18 protein-coding genes are annotated in these 20,717 nt (G+C 54.9%); 9 read left to right on the plus strand and 9 right to left on the minus strand.

Annotation, left to right across the window (positions count from 1 at the left end):
- Positions 1 to 107: 107 nt before the first annotated feature.
- From ACR0EV_RS10440 to glyA, 5 genes are all read right to left on the minus strand, one after another.
- Entirely contained in the window at positions 108 to 530 is a 423-nt protein-coding gene (locus ACR0EV_RS10440; protein ID WP_480800010.1) for a universal stress protein, read from the minus strand.
- 79 nt (positions 531 to 609) lie between these two features.
- Positions 610 to 2,028, minus strand: a complete 1,419-nt coding sequence (locus ACR0EV_RS10445) for an alanine/glycine:cation symporter family protein (protein WP_171095665.1) — start codon at positions 2,026 to 2,028, stop codon at positions 610 to 612.
- A gap of 24 nt (positions 2,029 to 2,052) precedes the next feature.
- Positions 2,053 to 2,997, minus strand: coding sequence for a lipoyl synthase (gene lipA, locus ACR0EV_RS10450; RefSeq protein WP_480800011.1), 945 nt, complete (start codon positions 2,995 to 2,997; stop codon positions 2,053 to 2,055).
- 14 nt (positions 2,998 to 3,011) lie between these two features.
- Complete coding sequence (gene lpdA, locus ACR0EV_RS10455) at positions 3,012 to 4,391, minus strand: dihydrolipoyl dehydrogenase (protein WP_480800012.1); 1,380 nt, start codon at positions 4,389 to 4,391, stop codon at positions 3,012 to 3,014.
- An 11-nt stretch (positions 4,392 to 4,402) separates the two neighbouring features.
- Positions 4,403 to 5,656, minus strand: a complete 1,254-nt coding sequence (glyA, locus tag ACR0EV_RS10460; protein ID WP_480800013.1) for a serine hydroxymethyltransferase — start codon at positions 5,654 to 5,656, stop codon at positions 4,403 to 4,405.
- A gap of 147 nt (positions 5,657 to 5,803) precedes the next feature.
- Between glyA and ACR0EV_RS10465 the strand changes: the two genes are divergently transcribed.
- The 3 genes from ACR0EV_RS10465 to ACR0EV_RS10475 all read left to right on the plus strand — a co-directional run bounded on the left by ACR0EV_RS10465 (position 5,804) and on the right by ACR0EV_RS10475 (position 9,276).
- Positions 5,804 to 6,406, plus strand: a complete 603-nt coding sequence (locus tag ACR0EV_RS10465) for a helix-turn-helix domain-containing protein (RefSeq protein WP_480800014.1) — start codon at positions 5,804 to 5,806, stop codon at positions 6,404 to 6,406.
- 138 nt (positions 6,407 to 6,544) lie between these two features.
- Entirely contained in the window at positions 6,545 to 7,888 is a 1,344-nt protein-coding gene (locus ACR0EV_RS10470) for an MmgE/PrpD family protein (RefSeq protein ID WP_480800015.1), read from the plus strand.
- Between the two features lie 122 nt (positions 7,889 to 8,010).
- Complete coding sequence (locus ACR0EV_RS10475) at positions 8,011 to 9,276, plus strand: MFS transporter (RefSeq protein ID WP_480800016.1); 1,266 nt, start codon at positions 8,011 to 8,013, stop codon at positions 9,274 to 9,276.
- 11 nt (positions 9,277 to 9,287) lie between these two features.
- Here ACR0EV_RS10475 and ACR0EV_RS10480 read toward each other — a convergent pair whose 3' ends face one another.
- Positions 9,288 to 10,181, minus strand: a complete 894-nt coding sequence (locus ACR0EV_RS10480; protein ID WP_480800017.1) for a LysR family transcriptional regulator — start codon at positions 10,179 to 10,181, stop codon at positions 9,288 to 9,290.
- 124 nt (positions 10,182 to 10,305) lie between these two features.
- On the opposite strand from ACR0EV_RS10480, the gene ACR0EV_RS10485 reads away from it, so the two are divergent.
- The 5 genes from ACR0EV_RS10485 to ACR0EV_RS10505 all read left to right on the plus strand — a co-directional run bounded on the left by ACR0EV_RS10485 (position 10,306) and on the right by ACR0EV_RS10505 (position 17,345).
- The gene (locus ACR0EV_RS10485; RefSeq protein WP_480800018.1) at positions 10,306 to 10,812 is read left to right on the plus strand and encodes a sulfopyruvate decarboxylase subunit alpha; all 507 of its coding nucleotides are present in this window, start codon (positions 10,306 to 10,308) and stop codon (positions 10,810 to 10,812) included.
- Entirely contained in the window at positions 10,809 to 11,363 is a 555-nt protein-coding gene (comE, locus tag ACR0EV_RS10490) for a sulfopyruvate decarboxylase subunit beta (protein WP_171187480.1), read from the plus strand. Before ACR0EV_RS10485 ends, comE begins: the two co-directional genes overlap by 4 nt.
- Positions 11,364 to 11,373: 10 nt before the next feature.
- Entirely contained in the window at positions 11,374 to 12,522 is a 1,149-nt protein-coding gene (locus tag ACR0EV_RS10495; RefSeq protein ID WP_480800019.1) for an alpha-hydroxy acid oxidase, read from the plus strand.
- A gap of 358 nt (positions 12,523 to 12,880) precedes the next feature.
- Positions 12,881 to 16,225: an AAA family ATPase gene (locus tag ACR0EV_RS10500; RefSeq protein ID WP_480800020.1), complete on the plus strand. Its 3,345-nt coding sequence runs from the start codon at positions 12,881 to 12,883 to the stop codon at positions 16,223 to 16,225.
- Complete coding sequence (locus tag ACR0EV_RS10505) at positions 16,215 to 17,345, plus strand: hypothetical protein (protein WP_480800021.1); 1,131 nt, start codon at positions 16,215 to 16,217, stop codon at positions 17,343 to 17,345. Before ACR0EV_RS10500 ends, ACR0EV_RS10505 begins: the two co-directional genes overlap by 11 nt.
- Positions 17,346 to 17,351: 6 nt before the next feature.
- On the opposite strand, the gene ACR0EV_RS10510 is transcribed toward ACR0EV_RS10505, so the two are convergent.
- Positions 17,352 to 17,564, minus strand: a complete 213-nt coding sequence (locus tag ACR0EV_RS10510; protein WP_171105850.1) for a hypothetical protein — start codon at positions 17,562 to 17,564, stop codon at positions 17,352 to 17,354.
- Between the two features lie 159 nt (positions 17,565 to 17,723).
- Here ACR0EV_RS10510 and ACR0EV_RS10515 point away from each other — a divergent pair, with 159 nt between their 5' ends.
- Complete coding sequence (locus ACR0EV_RS10515) at positions 17,724 to 18,098, plus strand: YkgJ family cysteine cluster protein (protein WP_480800022.1); 375 nt, start codon at positions 17,724 to 17,726, stop codon at positions 18,096 to 18,098.
- A gap of 56 nt (positions 18,099 to 18,154) precedes the next feature.
- On the opposite strand, the gene ACR0EV_RS10520 is transcribed toward ACR0EV_RS10515, so the two are convergent.
- Together ACR0EV_RS10520 and ACR0EV_RS10525 are read right to left on the minus strand one after the other, a co-directional pair.
- The gene (locus ACR0EV_RS10520; RefSeq protein WP_480800023.1) at positions 18,155 to 18,973 is read right to left on the minus strand and encodes a hypothetical protein; all 819 of its coding nucleotides are present in this window, start codon (positions 18,971 to 18,973) and stop codon (positions 18,155 to 18,157) included.
- Between the two features lie 69 nt (positions 18,974 to 19,042).
- On the minus strand, positions 19,043 to 20,710 hold the full coding sequence (locus ACR0EV_RS10525; protein ID WP_480800024.1) for a sulfatase-like hydrolase/transferase: 1,668 nt from the start codon (positions 20,708 to 20,710) through the stop codon (positions 19,043 to 19,045).
- Between the last annotated feature and the right edge of the window lie 7 nt (positions 20,711 to 20,717).

The following is a 20,717-nucleotide window of genomic DNA, read 5'->3' on the forward strand; positions in this document are numbered from 1 at the left end:
GGACAGGCATCTCCCAACCCGCAAAATCAACCATCTTACCACCCAACTCAACATGCAAATCGTACAAGGGCGTGCGTCTAATATCGGTCATTGTACTAACCTTTCAATCAACGGGATTGGTCGCGAACGACTGTGACTGTGCAATGCGCATTGCGCACCACGCGGGCCAGGTTCGGGCCAATCTCGTAGTTCGGGAAATCGCCCTTGGTCGAAGCCATGATGATCAGATCAAAGCCATCCTTGTAAGCGAGTTTCAGGATTTCGCGGTAAACACTGCCTTCTTCGACATGCACGTGCACGTTGGAGGCATTGCCGTGATCCAGAATTGCCTGAACCGCGTTGCGAACGTGATCTTTCGCGCCAGCGCCATAGTTAGCAGGCAGGTTCGGAAGCTGGATGATCTCGGGGATGACGGCTACGGCGTGCAATTCGGCACCGTAGAACTTGGCCTGTTCCAGTGCGAGCGGCAGGGCGTTCTTCCACGAGCGGTCGTCGGTGTGATCAATGGGCAGCAGGATTTTCGTGGCCATCACGTCTCTCCTCGAGATATGGAATTCTGTTTCAAAACCGGGGGGCCGGTGTGGCCCCCCGTATTCGTCAGGGCCGAGCTTATTCGGCAGCTTTACCACCGGGCTCTTCCGATTGACCGTTCGAGGCGAAGAACTCTTTCGTCAGCTTGAAGACGATTGGGCTCAGCAAGGCCAGAGCGATCAGGTTCGGGATAGCCATCATAGCATTCAGCGTATCTGCCAGCAGCCAGACAAAGCCTAGATCTGCTGTTGCGCCGAAGTAGATCGCAACGATCCACAGGATGCGGTAAGGCAGCAGGGATTTAACACCCAGCAGAAACTCAACACATTTCTCGCCATAGAAAGACCAGCCCAGGATGGTGGTGAACGCAAAGATCGACAGAGCGATAGCGATCAGGTACCCGCCGATGCCCGGCAGAGTGGTTTCAAAGGCCAGCGACGTCAGAGCTGCGCCGGAAATCGCTTTGTATCCTTCGGTTTCGCCATTCGCGACGAAATCCGCGACCGACGCATCCAATGCGCCCGAAGCGATGATCGCCAGACCCGTGATCGAACACACGATGATCGTGTCGATGAATGTTCCCAGCATCGCGATCAGGCCCTGATTTACAGGTCCCTTTGTCTCGGCTGCGGCATGGGCGATCGGGGCAGAACCCAGACCAGCTTCGTTCGAGAAGACACCGCGCGCCACACCAAAACGGATGGCAAGCCACACCGCTGCACCAGCTGCGCCGCCCTTGGCAGCCCAAGGCGTGAACGCATAAGTGAACACATCGCTCAGCGCTGCGCCGATTGAACCGATGTTGATCAGCAGAACCAGCAGGCCCGCAACGATGTAGGCGATGGCCATAAACGGAACCAATTTACCTGCAACAGCACCGATGCGAGTGATGCCACCCAGAATAACGGCGGCGGTCAGGATCATCAGCACAATGCCTGTGATCGATTCATTGATACCGAAATTTGTTTCCAGAACCTGAGCCACACCGTTGGCTTGAACGCCATTTCCGATGCCGAAGGCCGCGATGCCGCCGAACAGAGCGAAGGCAACGCCAAGCCAGGCCCATTTCGCGCCCAGACCGTTTTTGATGTAGTACATCGGGCCGCCGACATAGTTGCCCAGTTCGTCTTTTTCGCGGTATTTCACCGCGCAGACAGCTTCAGCATATTTGGTGGCCATGCCCACCAGGGCGGTCATCCACATCCAGAACAAGGCGCCCGGACCGCCCAGGAAGACAGCAGTGGCCACACCGGCAATGTTACCTGTACCGATGGTCGCCGACAGCGAGGTCATCAGCGCGTTGAACGGGCTGATCTGCCCTTCGCCCTGACCTTCCCGCCCTTTGAACAGCAGGCTGAAGCCCGTGCCAATGCGCAGGATCGGCATGAATTTCAGGCCCACCTGCAGGAAGAAGCCGACGCCAAGGATGAGCGCCAGCATCCACGGCCCCCATACGACGCCATTGATGGCCCCTGTGATTGAAGTTAACGCTTCCATGGTTTCCCTCCCATTTGCGTTTGGTTATGCCCTGTTTGCGATGGCCCGCTGGCGGGCTTGCTTAAGAGCAGCGAAGTCTTCGTCCGCGTGGAACGATGAACGGGTCAGCGGGGTTGCCGACACGTGCAGGAAGCCCTTGGAACGTGCGATCTGTTCCAGTTGGGCGAACTCCTCCGGTGACCAGAACCGGTCAATTGGATGATGTTTCGGGGTCGGTTGCAGGTATTGGCCAACCGTCAGAAAATCGACTTGAGCCGCGCGCAGGTCATCCATGACCTGCCGCACGTCATTCAGGCTTTCACCCAAGCCCACCATCAGGCCGGATTTCGTGAAAATCTCGGGATTGGCGCGTTTGGCATCATCCAAAAGCCGCAGCGAAGTATAATACCGCGCACCGGGACGCACTGTCGGATAAAGATGCGGCACAGTTTCCAGATTATGGTTGAAAACATCGGGTGCTGCGTCAAATACAATATCTGAAGCAGAGCCTTTTCCAAGAAAATCAGGGGTCAAAACCTCGACCGTGGTGCCCGGATTCTGATGACGTACGGCGCGAATGGTCTGCGCGATATGTTCGGCCCCGCCGTCGTCCAGATCATCGCGGTCAACCGAAGTAATGACCACGTGGCGCAGGCCCAGTTTCTTCACCGCCGCGGCAACCCTACCCGGTTCAAACGCATCCAGCGCATCGGGACGGCCTGTGGAGACGTTGCAAAAGGAACAACCGCGGGTGCAGACCTCTCCCATGATCATCATGGTGGCGTGGCGCTTGGACCAGCACTCGCCGATATTGGGGCAAGCGGCCTCTTCGCATACGGTCGCCAGATTATGTTCGCGCATCAGGCGGCGGGTTTCGTAATACTCGGCGCTATCGCCCTTTTTCTTGCGAATCCACTTGGGTTTACGCGGGATGACACTGTCAGCCTTTTTGGCCTTTTCAGGGTGGCGAGGGCGAAGCTGGATAGTCATCTGGCTGTTCTTTCTTACGCGTGGATTGCGCGGCCCAAGGCGTCAAGGCAGGCTTCTTTGACCGCCTCTCCCATCGCCGGATGCGCGTGACATGTTGCTGCGACCTCTGTCACGGTGGCGCCCCCGGTCATGGCCAGAACCAATTCAGCGATCAGATCACCGCCATGCGCCCCGCAGATATGCGCGCCCAAGATCTTGCCGTTCGGGTCTGCCAAAACCTTGACCGCGCCGTCTGTCTCACCGGTCGAGCGGGCACGCGAGTTGGCCATGAAGGCAAACTTGCCAACGGCGTATTCGGTGCCTGCCTCTTTCAAGGCTTCTTCGGTCAAACCGACCGAAGCAATCTCGGGGTCGGTGTAAACCACGCCCGGAACCGTGTTGTAATCGACATGTCCGGCTTCACCCGCGAGCATTTCAACACAAGCGATGCCATCTTCTTCTGCCTTATGAGCCAACATCGGTCCGGGAACACAGTCGCCGATGGCATAGATGCCCGGAACAGATGTTTGTAACGTGCCGTCCACTTCGACGAAGCCGCGCGGGTTGACTGCGACGCCAAGCTCTTCCAAGCCCAGTCCACGAGTCACGGGACGACGACCAACGGCGATCAGAACCTTGTCGGCCTCGATCACCTCTTCTTTGTCTTTACCCACGCGATCCAAGGTCAATGTCAGACCAGTCTCGGTTTCTTCAACAGATTTGAGTGCACGCCCCAACTGGAACTTCAATCCGCGCTTGCTGAGCGCCCTTTGCGCCAATTTGGCAATTTCACCATCAATGCCAGGAAGGATGCGGTCCAGATACTCAACGACAGTGACCTTCGCGCCCAATCGCGCCCAGACCTGACCCAGTTCCAGACCAATCACGCCAGCCCCGATCACCACCAGATGATCCGGCACGCTGTCCAACGCAATTGCACCGGTCGAACTCAGGACGTTCTGTTCGTCAATCTCGATCCCGGGCAATGGCGTAGGCTCGGACCCCGTAGCAATCAGGATGTTCCTGGTCTCATGAACCTCGTCACCCACTTTGACTTGTCCTGCCGCTGGAATGCTGGCCCAGCCTTCGATAAGATCTACGCCGTTTTTCTTGAACAGAAACGCGATGCCCTTGGTCAGGTCGCCAACGATCTTGTCCTTGCGCCCCATCATTGCAGGGACGTCTATGCTGGCCTCCCCGACCGCAATGCCATGGGAGGAGAGATGGGAGAGTTCGGCAAATTTAGCCGAGGAGGTCAGCAACGCTTTGGAGGGTATGCACCCCACATTCAGACAAGTGCCACCCAATGCACCGCGCCCTTCGACACAAGCCACTTTCAGGCCCAGCTGGGCTGCGCGGATGGCAGCAACGTAACCGCCAGGTCCACCACCGATGACAATCAGGTCATAGCTCATTTCGTCGTCTTTCAGTAAATCGGGTAGCTGGTGCAGAGCGCGCGGACTTGGGCGCGGGTTGCCTGTTCAACGGCGGCATCGCCTTCCGGAGATTTGGCAAGTGCATCCAGAACGTCACCGATCAGGTTGCCTATCTGTTTGAACTCTTCCGGTCCAAAGCCCCGGCTGCACCCGGCAGCGGTACCCAGACGAATACCGCTGGTGATTGTCGGCTTTTGCGGATCGCCGGGAACGCTGTTCTTGTTGCAGGTGAACCCGGCACGCTCCAGCGCGGCTTCGGCATCTTTGCCGGTTACACCGATTGGGCGTAAATCGACCAGCATCAGGTGGTTCTCGGTGCCGCCGGAAACGATGTCACACCCGCGTGCGATCATGACGTCCGCCAGCGCCGAAGCACTATCGACCACGCGCTGCATGTACTCCTTGAACTCAGGCTTCAGCGCCTCGCCGAACGCAACCGCCTTACCAGCGATCACATGCATCAGCGGACCACCTTGCAGGCCGGGGAACACCGCCGAGTTGATCTTTTTCGCCAATGCCTCGTCATTGGTCAGGATGATGCCGCCACGCGGGCCGCGCAGCGTTTTGTGCGTGGTCGACGTCACCACATGCGCGTGACCGATGGGCGAAGGGTGCAGACCAGTTGCGACCAGACCCGCGATATGAGCCATGTCAGCCAACAACCAGGCACCAACTTCGTCGGCGATGGCGCGGAAGCGGGCGAAATCGATCTTTTGCGAATAGGCCGACGCGCCCGCAATGATCAGTTTGGGCTTTTCCGCCTTTGCTAGTGCTTCAACCTGATCGTAATCGATCAGGCCAGCCTCGGTCAGACCATATTGAATCGGACGGAACCATTTGCCGGATTGAGCCGGTTTTGCGCCATGCGTCAGGTGACCACCCGCATCCAGTGACATACCCAGGATAGTGTCACCGGGTTGCAGCAGCGCCAGTTTGACCGCGCCATTGGCCTGCGCACCCGAATGGGGCTGAACGTTTGCATATTCACAGCCAAACAGCTTTTTCAGCCGTTCGATGGCTTCGGATTCGACTTCGTCGATATACTCGCACCCGCCATAATAACGGCGACCCGAATAGCCTTCGGCATACTTATTGGTCAGAACCGAGCCCTGCGCTTCGATCACGGCCTGAGAGACGATGTTCTCGGATGCGATAAGCTCAATCTGCTCGGCCTGGCGCGCGCCCTCGCGGTCAATCGACGCAGCGATGACAGGATCAGCCTCTTTCAGCGACGTTTTGAACATAGTTTTCTCCTCCGCTTTCGAATCCTCGGTTCGAAACTTTGTTTCCTATAGTGGAATTTCGCTCTTGGAGGCAACATATTTCTCATATTCGTGATGTTGCGTGAGTACAGGGGAATCTGTAACCTGTGATAAATTGGGAGGAATTTGATGGGCGACGACCATTGGAATGAAGGTTCTGTCCAGGACGAAGAGGACGAAGGCGCGGCGTTAGGCCGGTCCATTCGCGATGCGCGGCGGGAAAAAGGCTGGACTTTGGAAGAGGCCGGGCGCGCAGCGGGAATCGGTCGCTCGACCTTGTCGAAGATTGAAAACAATCAGACCAAGCCCAGCTTCGAGATCGTGCGCCGCCTGACCCAGGCGTTGGATATGAACCCTCCACAGTTGTTCTTAGAAACGGGTCAATCCGGCATATCGGGTCGGCGCGATTTCACAGCCAAAGGTCAGGGCGAAACGCGGGAAACCGCGACGTATCTGCATGAACTGCTGTGTTCGGACCTGACCAGCAAACGTATGTTGCCCTATATTGCAACGATCCGGGCGCGAGACATGTCCGAGTTCGATCCACTTGTGCGCCATTCCGGCGAGGAGTTCATGTATGTCCTCAGCGGTGAGTTGATCTTTCTGTCGGAACATTATCGGCCTTTGCCGATGAAAGCCGGAGATTCACTGTATTACGACAGTGGGATGGGACACGGGTGTATTTCGACCAGCAAAGAAGACGCAAAAGTCCTCTGGGTGTCGCTGGAATGAGCTTGCTTTGACCCAGGAAACTGAATGTTCCTAATCAAACTCACTAACTGTCAAACCGAGATAGCAACGTCTTGTTTTTCGATCCGCGCGGGATAATGGTCGCTTTAGCAGGGCCTGAATTCGCGAGGACATTATTCCATGAGCCAGAGATTTGACGCATTCGCCGCTGGCCTGCACTATGATGATCTGCCCGAAGAAGCACTGTGGACACTGCGCAGATCGTTTCTTGATACCATAGGAGTCGCCGCAGTCGGATCCACTACAGAACTGTCAGATATCGCGCGACGTGTCGCGCCGCTGATTTTTGGCGCAGGCGGTGCCGGACAGTCACAGATGCTTATGGATGGTCGGACGGTCAGCCCGGTTGGCGCTGCCATGGCCGGGGCGTTCACTGTGGACAGTATCGACGCCCATGACGGCACAACACCCTGCAAGGGTCATGCGGGTTCGGCGATCTTCCCAGCCCTGATAGCTATGGCTCAAGCCAGCGTTCCACAAATAAGTGGTCGCCGCTTTGCCGAGGTTCTGGCCACCGCGTACGAACTCTCCTACCGCGCCGGGTTGGCGCAGCACGCAACCTGCGCTGACTACCACACCTCCGGAGCCTGGACCGCCGTTGGCGTTGCGGCAGCAGGTGTCAAGTTGCTTGGAGGAACGGCCGAACAAATCCGCCAAGCGGCAGGCATAGGGGAATACCACGGCCCGCGTAGCCAGATGATGCGATGCATTGATCACCCGACTATGGTGCGGGATGGGGTTGGATGGGGGGCTCCGTCTGGCGTAACAGCAGCTTATCTTGCGATGGAAAGCTTTACTGGCGCCCCTGCCCTGACCTGTGAGGGCGAGGACGCAGCAGCGTTCTGGGCTGATTTGGGATCTGGCTGGCGGTTGGTCGATCACACACATTACAAAGCGTATCCCTGTTGTCGCTGGGCACATCCGTCACTCGATTCCGTCAAAGAGATGATGCGCCTCCACAACCTGTCTCATACCCAGATTGAGCGCGTCGAAATCCGCACCTTCCATTACGCCACCCGTCTGGCTGGGCATGAGCCTGCAAATCAGGACGAATTCGCCTATGCGATCGCGTTTCCGGTGGCTGCGATGATTGTACGGGGCAAAGTTGGTATCGAAGAGCTGAGCGCGGCAGCCTTGCGCGACCCGGACATCCTACGCGTCAGCCGTACAATTGAGCTGATTGACGACCCCGAGATGACTCGCATCAGCACCGACAAACGCTGGGCACAAGTCACTCTGGTGTTAAACGATGGCCGCCGCATCCAGGATGCCCCCCGAACACCGCGTGGAGACGCGGATATGCCCCTCAGCGACGCTGAGATTCGAGCCAAATTCCACGACCTTGCCGACCCTGTGCTTGGCACAGAACGTGGGCAAGAGATCGCAGAGCTGGCGCTTCAATTCGACGGGCTTGATAGCGCTGGTTTCAAACGACTATTGGACCTCTGTTGTCTTCCAGTCTGAGCATTCCTAAACGACTGACAACGTGCCGGATTTAAACTGAAAGATTAGCTTTTGACTCGTCGCGACATCCGCATGTCGCGGGATTGGTATATTCCAAATCCGGTCCGCAATAGCCATGGGGCATGATACGCGCATTAAATGAAAACTGGGCCCTGTTCTTAGGGATGCTCATGCTGATGGTCGCCAATGGCCTGCTGGCAACTCTGCTCACAATTCGCGGGGCAAGTCTGGGATTTAGCGACTTTACCATCTCGGTCATGCAGGCCAGTTATCCGCTGGGTGCGCTTGCGGGAACGGCCATGGCCCCGCGTCTGGTGGAAAACGTCGGACATATACGGGCCTTTTCGGCACTTGCATCGCTGGTATCCATCGCAGCAATCGTACATCTGCTTACCAGCGACGCCATCAGTTGGAGCGTCATGCGCTTCTTGGGCGGATTCTGCTACCCAGGCCTCTATGTGATCACCGAAAGTTGGCTGAACGCAAAATCCGACAACAACACGCGTGCGCAAGTGCTGTCGCTCTACTTCATTATCCAGCTCGCAGGGCCTGCGTTGGGTACCGCACTTGTTGGCTTTCCAGATCCAACCGGCAATCTGCTGTTCGGCACAGTCTCGATACTCATTTCTTTGTCTATCGTACCGCTGCTTCTTTCAGGCAACAAAGCGCCAGAGTATACGGTTCCGGAACGCATGCCTGTGACCCGGTTGTACAAGGTCTCGCCCATCGCCGTAATTGGCATCGTTCTGGTCAGTATCGGCGTCTCGGCACATTACATCACCTTGCCTTTGTACGCCTTGCAACAAGGGTTTTCGGCCGCACAGGCATCGGGTGCTTTGGTGGCTGCACTGATCGCTGGTGCTGTTGTTCAATACCCAGTCGGCTGGATATCCGATCACACAGACAGGCGCTACGTTGTTATCGGATTGGGTATTATCGTTGCGGTGTCAGGTGCATGGATGGCGGTCAACACGTCTCCCTCATTTATCGTTTACGGCTTTGTAGCGATCGCCATCGGATTGTACCCGACATATTCGATCCTGACCGCTCACGCGAATGATCAACTCCGATTGTCCCAAATCGTACCCGCCAGCGGCACCATGGTTCTGCTACTGAACATTGGGCTATTGGTCGGAACCATGCTGGGCCCAAACGCCATATCTTTGTTCGGAGGCCGCGGATTACAGGTGCTCTTGGCCAGCATTGGACTTTCTGTCGCCCTGATCGCGTTAATCCGACGCTTTCAGGTTGCCGCACCATCTGAAACCGGTGAAGTGCAAGTTGTGGGCATTATCGGCGCAGCACAACCCGGTGTCTTGCAAGCCGAAACTTTGGTTCAGGAGGAAGAAGCAGGCATTGACGGGGATGAACGCGTGGATAAAACCTAGTGCCCCGCAGCTTAGTTGCTGTGCGCAACCGGACTCTGCGCCACAGACGTGCGGATTTCGTCGACAAACAGGTTAATTAGTCGCTTTCTGGGACTGTCGGCGCGCAGCAAGACACCAAGCGCACGGGAAACGGGCTTGCCATCCAGTGCTATCTTACGCAACCGCCCGAATTCCGGATCGGGCATACATAGGTTCGGCACGATAGAAACGCCCAAATTATGCGCCACCATGCTCGTGAGATCCTCCAAAGATTTCATTTCCATGGCGTATCTCACCCGGATTCCGTTTCGGGCCAGCCAAGTATCGGCCAGAACACCCACCATCCCATCCCGGGCGTGACGCACAAAAGGCTGCTCTGCAAGGATTCGGGTCGGATCGGTATCGGTCACCTCAGGGGAGGTTACCAGCACCAGTTCTTCGTCCGCAAAGGGGTGCCATTCCAGTTCTGAGGTCAGGGCTTCCGGCGCGCTCAATACCGCCGCGTCGATCACACCACGTTCGACCTGTGTCTGCAAATCTCCGGACAAGGCCGACGTTACGTGAACCCGAAGCTCTGGGTAAGTTTCCAACAAACGGCGGACAGTGGTTGGGATCAATCTGCGGATCGTCGAAGAAACCGCCCCAAGATTGAACTCTCCGCCAAAAGCAGCTTCACCTGCCACGCCGTCCAGGATTGTGTCATAGGCACGCACCAGCTCTTTTGCTTTGGGCACCAGCGCCCAACCGGTTTGATTGAGCCTGGGGGTGCGTTGGCTGCGGTCGAACAATATGATCTGCAGTTGATCCTCAAGCCGCTTCATCTGCTGCCCAATCGCCGCCTGAGACACATAGACCTTTTCAGCAGCCGCAGCAAAACTGCCAGTCTCGGCGATGGCAATCAGGGTTTTGTATAGCGTGATGCTCATGAAATCACTCGGGTACGGCCAGAAACAGATCTAAAACATCTCTTTATTCCGAGTAAAGTAAATTTAAATTGAGTAAAGCATGGGTTTTGCGCGATATGAATGTCAGTGAACAAAGGAACCGACAATGTCCATCCACAGCAAAATCGTTGATGATCTGGTGGCCAATGACATCAGTTTCGTGACCACCGTACCCTGCAAGCAGTTGGCCGGTGTCATCGACGAGGTCGAAGCGCGCGCCGAGATTTTTCACATCCCCTCAAACAAAGAAGACGAAGGCATGGGCCTGTGTGCCGGGGCCTGGATGGGGGGCAAACGGCCCGCCATCATCATGCAGAACACCGCCATCGGCGTGACGATCAACACGCTGGCCACGTTGATCCAGTACTACCGGATGCCGCTGCCGATGCTGATCTCATACCGAGGTGAGCTGCGCGAACCGGTGGCCTGCCAGGTTGAAATGGCGGTGCACACCAAGGCGCTGCTGGCCCAGCTGAACATCCCGACCTATCACTTCCACAAGGAAAGTGACGCTGATGAGCTGGATACGATCCTGAAATACACCTTCATGTGCAATAAGCCGGTCGCCATTCTGACCGACGCATCCTTTTGGGGAGGCTACGGAGACCAATGATCCGCTCTGAGATTCTGAAAGAAATCGCCCCTGTCATCCGCGACCAACTGGTGGTCTGCAATATCGGCATCCCCAGCCAGGAACTGCACGCCATCGACGATCAGCCCACCAATTTCTACATGCTCGGCACAATGGGCCTGGCATCCAGCATCGGCTTGGGATTGGCGCTTGCGCAGGACAAAAAGGTGATCGCCATCGATGGAGACGGCTCGGTTCTGACCAATTTCGGGACTTTGCCCACGATCGCCAACAATGTGGCAGACAATTTCATCCTGCTGATCGTAGACAACGGATCATACGGCTCGACCGGTGATCAGCCGACCTATGCAGGGCAAAAAACGTCATTGGCGGCTGTTGCATCGGCGTGCGGCTGCGAAAACGTGGTTGAATGCCGGGCCGAGGATACGAAACAGGCTGTCGAAGACGCACTGGCCGGAGACAAGATGACCATCATCGTGGCCAAATGCGAAAGCGGCAACGCCAAGATGCCCGTCATCACCATGGACCCGGTGGTGATCCGTGATCGCTTCATGAAAGCCGTTCAGGCCTGAGGCCCCGATCATGTTGCCGTCCGGCCAGATCCATTCCAGCGCGGATGCCAGGCGGATCGCCCGCAGGCGTCTGCCTTGGATGGTGTTTGACTACATGGATGGTAACGCAGGCGAAGAGCACGGCGCAGAGTTGAACCGGCGCGCTTTGCAGGACATTCGCCTGCGCACACGGGTGCTGGTGGATGTCAGCGATCGAAGCCTGAACCTGCCCGTCTTTGACCATGCTTCCGCTCGGCCGTTTGGCATCTCTCCCATGGGTATGTGCAATCTGGCGGCGCCCGGGGCGGACCTAATGCTGGCGCGTCTGGCAGCCGATTACAAAATCCCGCATGGGGTTTCGACCGTGGCATCGACTCCGTTGGAAAAGATCATCGAAGTCGCTGAAGGCCACGCGTGGTTCCAACTGTACTTCAGCGGCGACGGCAGCAGCGCGATGAAACTTGTGGAGCGTGCCAAGACGGCGGGCTATCGCACACTGGTTCTGACGTTGGACGTGCCCGAGGTCGGCCGTCGCCCGCGCGAGTTGCGTCACGGCTTCAAGATGCCGTTTCGGATCGGGCCACGGCAATTTATCGATTTCGCCTTGCATCCGCGTTGGTCGCTAAGCACTCTTTTCCGTGGCAAACCACAAATGGCGAATTTCCCCGAAGGCGCTTTTGACCGAACTGAATCTCGCGCCCGCGCAGATTGGGATTATCTCGCTCGCCTGCGTGACCGATGGGCAGGCAAGTTGGTTGTAAAAGGTGTCCTAGATGCCGAAGACGCGCTGCGGCTTAAACAGGCTGGCGTAGACGCCATTCAAGTTTCCAGCCATGGCGGTCGACAACTGGACGCAGCCATTCCCCCGGTTCTGGCGTTGCCTGAAATTCGTCAGGCCGTTGGCCCGGAATTCCCTCTTTTCTACGACAGCGGATTACGCAGTGGTGAAGACGTCGTGAAAGTACTGGCGTCAGGAGGTGATTTCACCTTTTTAGGGCGTATCCTGTTGTACGCAGTCGCCGCGAAGGGCGAGGCAGGGCTGCGGGAATTGTGGGATGTGATATCACAGGAAACCAGCCTGACACTGGCCCAGATAGGCGCTACATCGCCTCTGCCCGCACAACTTGGACAGAGCCTCGGCCGTTCCGACAGGTCCGCTCTAGGATCCGCAACACAATAAACTTTTCTGAATTCTGTCTGTAAGCTCTGCGATTTACACAATGCTGGCGCAAACTAAGACACAGACAGCCGACCAGAAATTGCATTCTAAATTCCGATATCTTTAGCCGTGCCCAGCCCGTCAAAGCCAGCTGAGCGCATCTGCAATCGGGGCCAACGTCACTCTGCTCTAAAGCAACAATACCAAAGATTGTTAGACAAGAGCCTAGATATCTCAACCGATTAGCGGTACTAAAGCACAATTCAAAGAAGACCAATTTACTGAAACATTAACTGCCACCAGCCAAATTAGGCTAAGGTGCTGACGTATAAACGTCTGAAGAACTGGATTTGAATCAAAGCACAGGATTTGTCTGAAGATGTCACCAATCGTTCCCTCCCTGTCCAGTTGGCTGGAACAAGCCGGGCTGGGGAAATACGCCGACATCATGAAAAAGGCCGCGATTGAACCGGATATGATCGGTGAGCTCACGGATGCCGACTTTATCGAGCTTGGAATTCCAATCGGAGACCGTCTGCGGTTCCGGCGGCACTACCGGTCGTCATTTGAAACCAAATCTGACACCGCACCTGTTCGCGGATTGGACACTAGTTCAGAAACCACAACTGAGCATCGGCAGATAACGGTTCTTTTCAGCGACCTTGTTGGGTGGACGGCGCTTTCAAACACGTTCGACTCGGAAGATCTGAGTGAGGCGATCTCGGAATGCCGTGCGCTGTGGACTGCTGCCGTCGAACGCTATGATGGGTTCGTGGCCTTCAGACTCGGCGACGGGATGATGGCCTTTTTTGGCCACCCGCATGCCTATGAAGATGGTGCTGAACGCGCGATTCACGCCGGGTTGGATATTGTCAAAGCGATTGAAAAATACAGCGAAAACTCAAACCTTGAGATTTCCAGAAGGTTGGCTGTGCGTGTTGGCATCGCAACGGGCAAGGTTCTGCTGAACAAGAAAACAACGGGAAAATCCGAAGATATCGACATCTTGGGCTTTACGCCGAACTTTGCAGCGCGACTTCAGGGTGCGGCACAGCCGAATTCAGTTTTTGTAAGTTCCACCACAGCCTCTTTGGCGTGGCAGAGGTTCAATTTTCAGCTGCACGAAGGAATAACCCTGCGCGGAATTGATGAGCCGCATAAAATCTACGAAGTGCTGGGAGCTGTTGGCAGCAGCGAACGCCCCTCTCATCAAAGCAGAGAGTTCCCTCGTGAGATTATTGGCCGCGCCCACGAAATTGGAATGCTGAATGATTTGTGGGCGACAACATTACAAGGCGACGGGCAGATCGCGATAGTTTCCGGCGAAGCAGGGATCGGGAAGTCAGCGATCACGACCGCGCTTCTGACGCAGAGCACCTCAGTGAATGCAGAAACCGTGCAGATGGAGTGTCGGTCTTACTACTCCAACAGTTACCTTCATCCCGTAATGGACTACGTTGCCACCAAAGCGCACATAACCGACGCCGATACAGATGAAAAGAAACTGGAAAAGCTCTACGCATTTTTGAGCGCGAAGGGCATCCAGGATCGCCAGGATCGTGAAACGATCGCAAATATGCTCTTTTTCGACACCCACAGCACCGCGCCTGCGGCCATGTCGACCGAAAGGCAGAAAGCCGAGAGCATCAGGTGCCTTGTCAAAATTCTCCTGCACTCCAACGATGGCCGACCAAAGATCATCCTTTTTGAAGACGCGCACTGGGCAGACCCGACTTCACTGGAGCTTCTGCATGCCCTTGCTGCTGAAATACCCAATCACAGGGCATTTCTTGTCATTACATCGCGGCAGGATGAAATCGGTGAAGTCAATCGCCAGAATTCCGTCTCCAGTCTGAGGCTTAACCGGCTTTCACGCGCACAGGGCATCCAGATCATTCGAAACTGGTCTCCGGGGATGCCTGTCTCAGAGCAACTGGAACAGCAAATTCTGCAAAAATCGGACGGTATTCCATTCTTTCTTGAGGAATTGACCAAGACCGTCTGCGCAAATATGGCTTCCGATACAGGTGCAAAGCAGGGCGCTTTCGGTCAGCGCGACTACGTCACGATCCCGGCAACACTGTACGACTCACTGCTTTCCCGTTTGGACAGGTCACCGGAGGCGCGCAAACTCGTCGGCTGTGCTGCTGTGATCGGTCGGGAGTTTTCCGAGCTTCTTCTCTCCAGGATTTCCAGAATAAAGCGCGAAGAAACCCGCCGCATTCTAGCTGTTTTGATCGACGCTGGCATGTTGGTTGATTCTTCGGACACAATTGACGGTGTTTTCAAGTTCAAACACGCGTTGGTTCAGGACGCCATTTACGATGGCCTCACACGAAAGGCCCGACGTGAATTGCATGCACGCATCGGATTTGTTCTTGAGAACTCCAGCACTGAGTCAATCAAGAAATCACCAGAAATCTTAGCCCAACACTTTGGTAGGGCAAACAACAAAGAAAAAGCGCTGAAGTATTGGGAAGCGGCCGGGCGACGCGCGATGGAGCACTCGGCGACGACAGAGGCGATCAGCCATTTTGAGCAAGCGCTTTCGTTGGTCGACAGCAAGCCGTCAAATCAAGACAAGAGACGTCAAAGAATTGAATTACTTACGACTTATGGCGCGGCACTGACGAGCGTGAAAGGCTATACTGCGCCTGAAACCGTACAAGCATACGAAGACGCATGGCAGCTTACCAATGCCGGAGAGGACAAGACCTGCCTGCATGAAATTCTTTATGGAATGTGGAACTCAGCGCAGGTTGGGTCGGACTATACACGTGCACAGGAACTTGCGGATCTCTGTTTGGATTTTGCCCGACAACGAGATGACGAAGTCTCGAAACTAGTGGCTCGTAACCTGTGTGGGGTAACCTCTACCTTGCGGGGGGATCATCGACAGGCTGAAACACATCTGTCAAAATCTGTGGAAATTTATGATCCCAAACGGTTTCAATCGCTGTCCATCCAGACCGGCGAAGACCCCGGTGTCGAAAGCTTGTGCTTTTTGTCGTTCAACCGGTGGTATATGGGTCGCACGAAAGAGGCCGTTGAGTTTGCGGATCGGTCGCTGGAACTGGCAAAGAAAATCGCTTATAAACAATCCATTGTGTACTCGCTGGCGATGCGTGGAGTCCTGCTGCATTTCAGTTCCGAATATGATGCCCTGATTGAGGTATCAGACGAAATAATCGAACAATCAAAACGCCAGAGCTATCCTTTCTTTGTCGAGTGGAGCCTCAATCTGAAAGGTTGGGCTCTTGCGAAAAAGGGGCATCATGATGAGGGGCTTGCCCTTATGTCAAACACCTGGCGGCAAGGGTTTTGCACTTTGCTTGAAGCAAAGGTTCATCTTGAAACGGGTGAGAAAAACGCCGGGTTGGACTTAGTTGACGACATTATCACCAAACAACCCTGGCTCTCACCCGAGGCGCAGCGTGTCAAAGGAGAGCTTTTGTTGCTGGGTTCAAACCAAGACCGTGATGGCGCGCGCTCGTGCTTTCTTGACGCCTTCACACTTGCGGAAGAACAGGGGGCTACAAGCCTCATGCTAAAAATCGCGCTCAGCATGGCAGATCACGCGTCGACCCAGGATCCCGGATGGCCCGATCTGGTGTTCCTCAAACGGGCACTTGCCGCAGTCGATATAAACAACCCCACAGTCGACCTGAAAAGAGCACAGAAACATCTTGAGCGATTAGGCGGGAGATCTCCGAATGTTGCGTGAAAGACAGAGCGCAGACACCGCTCAATCGAAAGAGGACGTTCTGGCATTTTTCCGCAAGCTTAGGAAGATCGATAACACGCTTCGGTTCCCCGAGGAATCTGTGCAAAGGCTGTTGGACCTGCAACTAAAGCCCGTTCCATTTCAAAAACGGCACCTGTTCGACCACATGGCCAGACAAGCCCCAGCGCTTTACCGGGATTTCCCTCAACCCATGGCGCGTAAAAGCGACGGTGACATCTTCTGCACACCAGAGCAGTTGGCGAACCGGTTGAGTAAATGCACTTCCTCAGAGACCTATCCGGTTCGTTTGGGAACAAGTGACGAAAAGCGGGACCTGAGTATCGCGGAAATCCTGCAACGCTGGCGGCAGTCTGGCGTGATCATGGGCGTCACAGACCTCCCGGTTCGAGACAGCGCGCTCTCCGAATTCTTTGACGTGGATTTCCTGCAGCCGTGGAACCTCATGTCCGGTGCTTCGGAAGACATTCGCGAATTGGAAATGCTGACTGCAGTGTTCAGTACAGCTGGTAAGCTGACCGACTCTCATTCAGACGATATGGCGGTTTGCAATCATTGCTGCGTGGGAAGCAAATTGTGGCTGGCATGGGACACATACGAAGGGCTTGCAGCTGGTCTGGACGATGTTGAACGGGTCAGTGTGACAACCCGCGCCCGGTTCGATGCCGAGGCTTTTTTGTCTCTGAAAAGTGCTTGCTGGTTCGTCATCCGCCCTGGTGAAACTCTGTTCTTGCCCGGCAAGTTCACACACCGCGTCTATACGCTGGAGAACTATATCGGCGTTGGAAGCTTTTATGTCGGCTTTAGCAATCTGTTGCACACAGCCCGCCGCTGGATGACCCATGGCTCGCTATGGGACCCGGTGCCCGACGGGCCAAAAGGGCAGCGCGCGGACGACTTGCTTACGTTTGGAATGTCTTCCCTGAAGACCGTATTGCAATCTGGCGGTGCAAATCAGCAGGATTATGGTATCGCAGAAATTGCCACGGCCCTTGACCATATTGATTGGTCAGATCCTGTTGTGGCCGATCTGCTACGTGATCGACCGAATTTTGCACGAGCGGCAGATATGCTGCGCAAAGCCACCGCTCAGACATCTTGACCGGGATCAGCCTTTGTTGTTCGGGTTTTTCTTAACACCACCACCGCCATCGCGTCTTTGGCGGTTGTCGTTGATCAGCTTAATCGCTGTTGTGATGTTTTCCAGTTGCTGCACAGCACTATCCTGCGAACGCAAAAGAATTTCTTCAATCTTGTTGAGATGGGCAATGGGCAGTTCATTCAAATCAGCTTCTTGTACAAAAACAGTTAAATCACTCATGGTATCTCCCTTTCTGATCAGGAGAATGAGCTTGCGCATCCAATCGGTCAAGGTTTTAGTTTCTGTTCCAGATGCCCAGTCAACATTCTGACCGCATTCCGATATTCATTATTTCTCTGCCAGAGGCAGAGACCACACAGCAAACTTTAAGGGGTAAAAATGTCGGCCAACTACGATTGCACCAAATGCCCCGGGTTTTGTTGCACCTACGATGAGATCGACCTGCTGGCCCCCGACGTCACCAGGCTGTGTTCGCATTTGGGCGTCTCGGAAGAGAAGCTGATCTCAAAATATACCAAGTTTGGGATGTTCAGTGGGCGCAGCCAATATCCGTTGAAGCTAAAGCATAAAGTTGACCGCGTTTACAAAAAGATATGCGTGTTCTTCGACCAAGATCGGCGCATCTGCACAGTATACGACGCGCGGCCCAAAGCCTGCCGCGCTTATCCTCATGGCGATCGGTGTGGATACTATGACTTTCTGTCATTTGAAAGAAATCTTCACAGTGACGACGATCATATCCCGTCTGCTTGAAAGGCGACCTGACGATCGCCAAAGCATCGCGTTGCAAAGACCCTCAAAATTGACCCTCAATTGAAGTAGTACTTCAATCCAAAGTAAGGCCCGTGTTGGGTCACATCATAGGCAAACGCTCCCGTGCTCAGCGTATCACTGTAGTCAACGCTGAAATAGCGATAGCCAAATATGATCGATGTTCGGTTCCAGGGTTGATAATCGAAACCGACATTCGCACCGATCTGAAGATCGTTTCCCCCAGCGCCGAAACCACCAAGGTCGATTGACGTAACTGCCGTCCATCGTTCGTTCAATCGCCACATGCCGCGCGCACCGATGACCGGTTCGACCCAGCCTTGGTCCCCTCCCAATACAGGTGGAGTGGTTGGCCCTGGTGTTGTGATGTCGATCTCTTGCCGGATCGAATTGTATCGAATGCCACCCTGAAGATCGACAGTATAGCGCCGATTGGTGGAGCCATAGGTGCCGTCTGCAATTCGATAGGCTCCTAAAACCGCGAACCATTTTTGCCGTACGTCCACATTCACCGACGACCCGAGCGGCCCTGGCAGCGTCGCGTCCTGTTCTATCCCCACATAGTTGGCATCAACGATAATTCCCAGATCACCATTCCAGGCTTCGTAACGCCCGGCCGCCGCGAAATCGAGAACTTCCAAGACGTCGCCCAGATCAAGGTCAAGATCAGCCGAAAGACCTGCGACTGTGGACGTTCCGGTGGTTCTGAGTGGTGTGAATAAGTAAAATCCCAGGGTATGCCGCCAGCCTTCGTCATCCTGCCCCGGCGCAGGCAGCGATTGGGCGGACGCACCACAAGCAAGCAGACAGGACAGGGTTATCGTGCTTACGGCGCAAGCAGATGTATTAAATTTCATTTACCGATCTCCTAGCTATTCACTTCCACAGGAACAGGACACGCTGGCGCTGCTTGTGCGAAACGCACCTCATTTGCTGACCGAGGATTGTTTGATTTTGAAAGCCTCAACGGCCGCGGCGGTTTCAGGGCGAATGTTTTCAATCCCCTCGTAAGGGATGCCGAAGGCGGGCTTCTCGTCAGGGAATTTTTCCTTCCGGGCTTGGTGCCGAGCGAGAATTCGAACGAATTCCTGACCTCCCCAAGCACCGACTTCAGTCGAGACAGGGTACTTTTCGTGAGTGTCGCGATAAATGTCTATGAAGTCTGCCAAAATACCGTTTGTGAGGTCCTTCGGCAGGTTCATTCGGAATTTATCCTTAATGATCGCTGCGGGTTTATCAATGTTATACACGATCAACGAGTCTCGGCGACCTTTGGATTCATCAGCGAACAAAATCGAAGCTGACTGATCGACGCCATCTACCAGCCGATCGCGCGGGATGAACCCATCTGCGCCAGCGATACGTGACAGTGTCGTATAGAGATCGGAGACGTGTAAGATGTTGTTAACCATTGAATCTGGGCCGATAACACCAGGCCAGCGAATAAAGGCGTCAACTCGAACCCCGCCTTCGGTGGTGTCGCCTTTGCCACCTTTGTAGATCATCGGTGTGAAGCCGGATTGAGGTGAGTATTTGGTGAAATGTCCATTGTCACCCATGACAACAACCACAGTGTTATTCGCGACGTCCAGATTTTCCATTTCGGCGAAGATTTCCCCGAGGTATTCATCGAGCAACTGGAGCTTGTCGGCGTAGAGGCCCCCATTGGGTGACTCTGGCCCAGTTCGTCCAGTGCGCGTGTTATGTAGTGGGATCATCGGCCAGTATTGAAGGAAGAATGGTTGCTCACCGGTAGCAAGACGTCTTAGCTCTTCTATCGTTTTGTCTTGATACGCTTGGTTCATCTCATCGTATTTCAATGCGCCCCAACGCTCGCCTGGTTGCATTCGAATCTCCATGATTGGTCCACCTGCCTCGCCTTCGATGACGGTCATCATTGCTGAAGCGTCTGGGCGGAACCACTCGTCGAGCACGTAATCAGGGACAAAATCTCCGATACCAACTGAGACTTGCTCGCGAATGGCATCATCGTTGAAAATCGTAAGCTGACCTTGTTGGTGGATCGCATGTTGTGCGTAATCGAAACCTTGGTTCATCGCCCAGCTCTCAGCGATGTCACCCATGTGCCATTTACCTACATGGCTGGTGGCATAGCCCGCTTCTTTAAGAACCTCAGCAAGAGTGACTTCCTTTCCTGGAAGACCGAAGCCAGCTATATCCACAGTCGTGTTGCCCATTCCCATGCGTACTGGAAGACGCCCAGTCATTTGAGCAACCCGTGTCGGAGTACAGGATGGTTCTGTGTACATTCGCACCATCCGCATACCTTCGTCCGAGAATTGATTGATGTTCGGAGTTTCAATGCCTCGTACTGCGTTGAGTTCCGGTATACCCATATCCCCGAAACCAAGATCATCAATCAGGATGGAAACGATATTTGGCGGATTGCCATTATTGCGCTCCCGAAACTCGGAAAGCAGCGCGTCAACCGCAGCATCATCCTCGGCCCATTTTTCGGCGTGCTGGGCTTGCAGTATGTAATACTCAGCGTCGTGAATGATCGGCGCTTCCTGCGCCGTCAACGTTTGAGCTGCGATACATATGCTCGCGGATAGGTAAACCACTTGTCTCATGTCGCCT

This window comes from Ruegeria sp. CF8 (genome assembly GCF_056537285.1).